Annotated in this window: 5 protein-coding genes; 4 read left to right on the top strand and 1 reads right to left on the bottom strand. The window is 70.1% G+C overall.

The features are described 5' to 3' along the window. The 3 genes from ACFQ36_RS21320 to ACFQ36_RS21310 all read left to right on the top strand — a co-directional run. A partial coding sequence (locus ACFQ36_RS21320; RefSeq protein WP_377017321.1) for an SDR family NAD(P)-dependent oxidoreductase occupies positions 1-671 on the top strand: 671 nt, incomplete at its 5' end. A gap of 38 nt (positions 672-709) precedes the next feature. Next, positions 710-1,774, top strand: a complete 1,065-nt coding sequence (locus ACFQ36_RS21315) for a threonine aldolase family protein (RefSeq protein WP_377017323.1) — start codon at positions 710-712, stop codon at positions 1,772-1,774. A gap of 74 nt (positions 1,775-1,848) precedes the next feature. Beyond that, a complete protein-coding gene (locus ACFQ36_RS21310) occupies positions 1,849-2,448 on the top strand; it encodes a DUF3000 domain-containing protein (RefSeq protein ID WP_377017319.1) in 600 nt (199 codons plus the stop codon). On the opposite strand, the gene ACFQ36_RS21305 is transcribed toward ACFQ36_RS21310, so the two are convergent. Beyond that, positions 2,445-2,903, bottom strand: coding sequence for an SRPBCC domain-containing protein (locus ACFQ36_RS21305; RefSeq protein WP_377017317.1), 459 nt, complete (start codon positions 2,901-2,903; stop codon positions 2,445-2,447). The two genes, ACFQ36_RS21310 and ACFQ36_RS21305, sit on opposite strands and share 4 nt — an antisense overlap. Positions 2,904-2,995: 92 nt before the next feature. Between ACFQ36_RS21305 and ACFQ36_RS21300 the strand changes: the two genes are divergently transcribed. Next, positions 2,996-3,838 (top strand): ribonuclease D (locus tag ACFQ36_RS21300; RefSeq protein WP_377017315.1); only part of this gene is annotated, 843 nt, incomplete at its 3' end.

Here is a 3,838-nt window from a genome sequence, read left to right as displayed (position 1 = left end):
TGTCCGCCGCGCTCACCGCGGCGGGAGCGGCCGTCGTCGCCGTCGGCAGCAACCAGGAGCGGCTCGCCATGGCGTTCGGGAATAACGACGCCGTGGCCACCTACCGCTGCGACCTGGCGGATCCGCAGGCCGTGGCCGGGCTGGCCGCGGCCGTCCGTGCCGGGCAGGGACCGGTGGACGGGCTGGTCCACCTGGTCGGCGGCTGGCGCGGCGGCAAGGGCCTTGCCGGCCAGTCCGACGAGGACTGGAACTTCCTGCAGCGGAACATCCTGACCACGCTGCGCAACACCACGCGCAGCTTCTACCCCGACCTGGCGGCCTCCCCGCGCGGCCGGGCGGTGATCGTCTCGGCCACCGCGGTGGACTCCCCCACCGCCGGCGGCGCCAACTACGCCACGGTCAAAGCCGCGGCGGAAACCTGGATGCGCGCCGTCGCCCAGGGCTTCCACAAGGACCAGACCGGCCCGGGGGAATCCGGCGAGGCAGGCACCCTGCACTCGGCCGCCGTCGTTTTTGTGGTCAAGGCGCTGGTCGATGCCGGCATGCGTGCGGCGGAGCCGGAGCGCAGCTTCGACGGCTTCACCGACGTCGACACCCTCGCCGCGGCAGTGCGGGACCTGTTCACCCGGGACGCCGCCGAACTGAACGGAAGCCGGCTGAAGCTCGTCTGAGGAATACTGGAAACGTGACTAATCCAACTTTGGCTTCCATGGCACCTGCTCCGCTGCACGACGCCGGCCGGCGCGGCTTCGCCTCGGACAACTACTCCGGGGTCCACCCGGAGATCCTCGCCGCCCTGGCCGCCGCCAACGGAGGCCACCAGGTCTCCTACGGCGGGGACGCGTACACCGAACGGCTGCAGGAGGTCGTGGCCGGCCACTTCGGCCCCGGCGCCCAGGCATTCCCGGTGTTCAACGGCACCGGGGCGAACGTGACCGCGCTGATGTCGCTGCTGCCGCGCTGGGGTGCGGTGATCTGTGCCGCCGGTGCGCACATCAATGTAGACGAGAATGGGGCTCCGGAGCGGGTGGGCGGCATGAAGCTGCTGGGTATCCCCGCCGGGGACGGCAAGCTCACCCCCGAACTGATCGACCGCGAGGCGTGGGGCTGGGGCGACGAGCACCGGGCCCAGCCGCTGGCCGTCTCGATCACCCAGAGCACCGAACTGGGCACGCTGTACACCGTCGACCAGATCCGCGCGATCGCCGACCACGCCCACGGACACGGGATGAAGCTGCACCTGGACGGCGCGCGCCTGTCCAACGCCGCCGCCGCCCTCGGAGTGCCGCTGCATGAGTTCACCCGGGATGCGGGGGTGGACGTGCTCAGCCTCGGCGGCACCAAGAACGGGCTGATGTTCGGCGAGGCCGTCGTCGTGTTCGACCCGCAGACCGCCGCGGAGCTGAAGTACCTGCGCAAGATGAACATGCAGCTGGCTTCGAAGATGCGTTTCGTCTCGGCCCAGCTGGTCGCACTCTACGAGGGCGACCTCTGGCTGCGCTCGGCCGGGCACGCCAATGCCATGGCTGCCCGGCTGCGCGCCGCGGTGGAGGACCTTGACGGAATCACCCTGACCCAGCCCACCGAAGCCAACGCCGTCTTCGCGGCCCTGCCGCCGGGTTCCGCGGACCGGCTGCGGCAAAAATTCCGGTTCTACGACTGGGACGCAGCCAGGGGCGAGGTGCGCTGGATGTGCTCCTTCGACACCACCGAGGAGGACGTGGATGCCTTTGCCGAAGCTATCCGTGCAGATCTTGCTGAAAATATCCGGTGAGACGGCTGGGAATCGGCCGCAGATGACCGGCGAGCCTGCCGTCCGTTGCATAGTCCCCGTCCTAAGCTGGGCCAGTGAGTTCGACCGGTGACCTGACCGCAGCCCCTGCGGAATTCCTGACAGCCCTGGCGGCGCTGCGCCGGGCGCAGTGCCGCCCCGAGCTGAGCCTTGCCGAGCTGCCGGCCCCAGCCAAGCTGGCCCCCTACGCGGTGGCGCTGGAAGCGGTAGTCACCGGCAGCGCCACCGGCCTGGCCGAGGACCCGGAGACCGAACTGGCAACCGGCCGGTTCATCCTGCTGTACGACCCGCAGGGCCAGGACGTCTGGGGCGGCCACTTCCGCATCGTGACCTTCATCCGCGCCGAACTCGAGGCCGACATCGGCAAGGACGAACTGCTCGGCTCGGTAGCCTGGACCTGGCTCGTCGAGGCGCTGGACAACCACTGCACCGGCTACCGCAACGCCGGGGGCACGGCCACCCGGGTCCTGTCCCAAAGCTTCGGCACCATGTCCGGGAACCAGGACGCCATCAACATCGAACTGCGGGCCTCCTGGACGCCGGATTCGGCGGACGTGCAGTCCCATCTGGAGGCCTGGTCCGAGATGGTCTGCACCTTCGCGGGCCTGCCGCCGCTGCCCGACGGCGTGCTGTCCCTGCCGCACCGGCGGAACTAAGGCGCAGCGCCGGGCCCGATCACCTTGCGCAGCTTCTCGAAGCTCTCCGTCCAGCCCTCCCGGTGCAGGGCAAGCCGTTCCCCGCTGGCGAACCGTCCCTGCGAGAGGGAGACGTGTGTACCGTTTTCGACGGCGTCGAGGGAAAACGTGACGACGGTTTCCCTGTCGTCCGCGGTGGGTTCCTCCCAGCGGAAGGTGTAGCCGAGGCGGGCCGGCGGGACGAGCTCGATGAACTCGCCCGAGAGGTGGAATGCCTCGCCCTCGGGCGGCTGCATCGTAAAGCGGTAGCGGCCGCCCACCCTGAGGTCCAGCTCGATCTCCGGCGTGCTGAAGCCCTGCGGCCCCCACCACTTGGCCAGTTCGGCCGGCGTGGTCAGCAGGCTGAAGACCAGCTCCCGGGGAGCCTCGACGGTGCAGGTGAGGTCCAGGTGCAGCCGGCTCGGTTGACCGTTCATGATTAGACTCTGGCACTCGGCAGCCGGTTGGGGAAGGCGCTTCCGGGGCCTTCCCGGGCGCTGAGGCACGGAGGGCTTAAACTAGGAAGACCATGAGCTCTCTGACTTCGGATTCCCCTGCCCATCGCATCAATGGCGGAGCGGGTGAAAGCCCCCAGGCAGCGGATCCGGTGTCAGCCCCCGCCCTGGTCCTGCTCGACGAGCCCCGGGAGGGCATCCCCCCGGTGGTGGCCACTCCCGACGGATTGGAACGCGCCGCGGCCGCACTGGCCGCCGGCACCGGTCCGGCAGGCGTGGATGCCGAGCGCGCCTCAGGCTTCCGTTACGGCCAGCGCGCCTTCCTGGTCCAGATCCGCCGGGAAGGTGCCGGCACCTGGCTGATCGACCCCGAGCCCTTCGGGAACCTGGACATTATCGATGAGGCCCTCCGCGGCGTCGAATGGATCCTGCACGCGGCCACCCAGGACCTGCCCTGCCTGCGCGAGCTGGGCATGAACCCGGACAAGCTCTTCGACACCGAACTGGCCGCGCGCCTGGCCGGCCTGCCCCGGGTGGGCCTGGCCGCGGTGATCGAGAACCTGCTTGGCTTCACGCTGGCCAAGGAACACTCCGCAGCGGACTGGTCCACCCGTCCGCTGCCCGAACCCTGGCTGCGCTACGCCGCCCTCGACGTCGAAGTCCTCATTGAACTGCGCGAGGCCCTGATCACCAGGCTGGAGTCGGACGGCAAGTTCAGCTATGCCGAGGAGGAGTTCGAGGCGCTGCGCGCCGCTCCCCCGGCTCCATCCCGCACGGACCCCTGGCGGCGCACCTCCGGCCTGCACCAGATCCGGGACCGCCGCCAGCTCGCGGCCGCCCGCGAGCTCTGGAGAGAACGCGAGCAGCTCGCCGCAGAGCGCGACGTCGCCCCCGGCCGGCTGATCCCGGACTCCGCC

The sequence above is a fragment of the Arthrobacter sp. GCM10027362 genome (genome assembly GCF_042679445.1).
Classification (GTDB): Bacteria; Actinomycetota; Actinomycetes; order Actinomycetales; family Micrococcaceae; genus Crystallibacter.
This window is presented reverse-complemented; position numbering and strand designations above follow the sequence as displayed.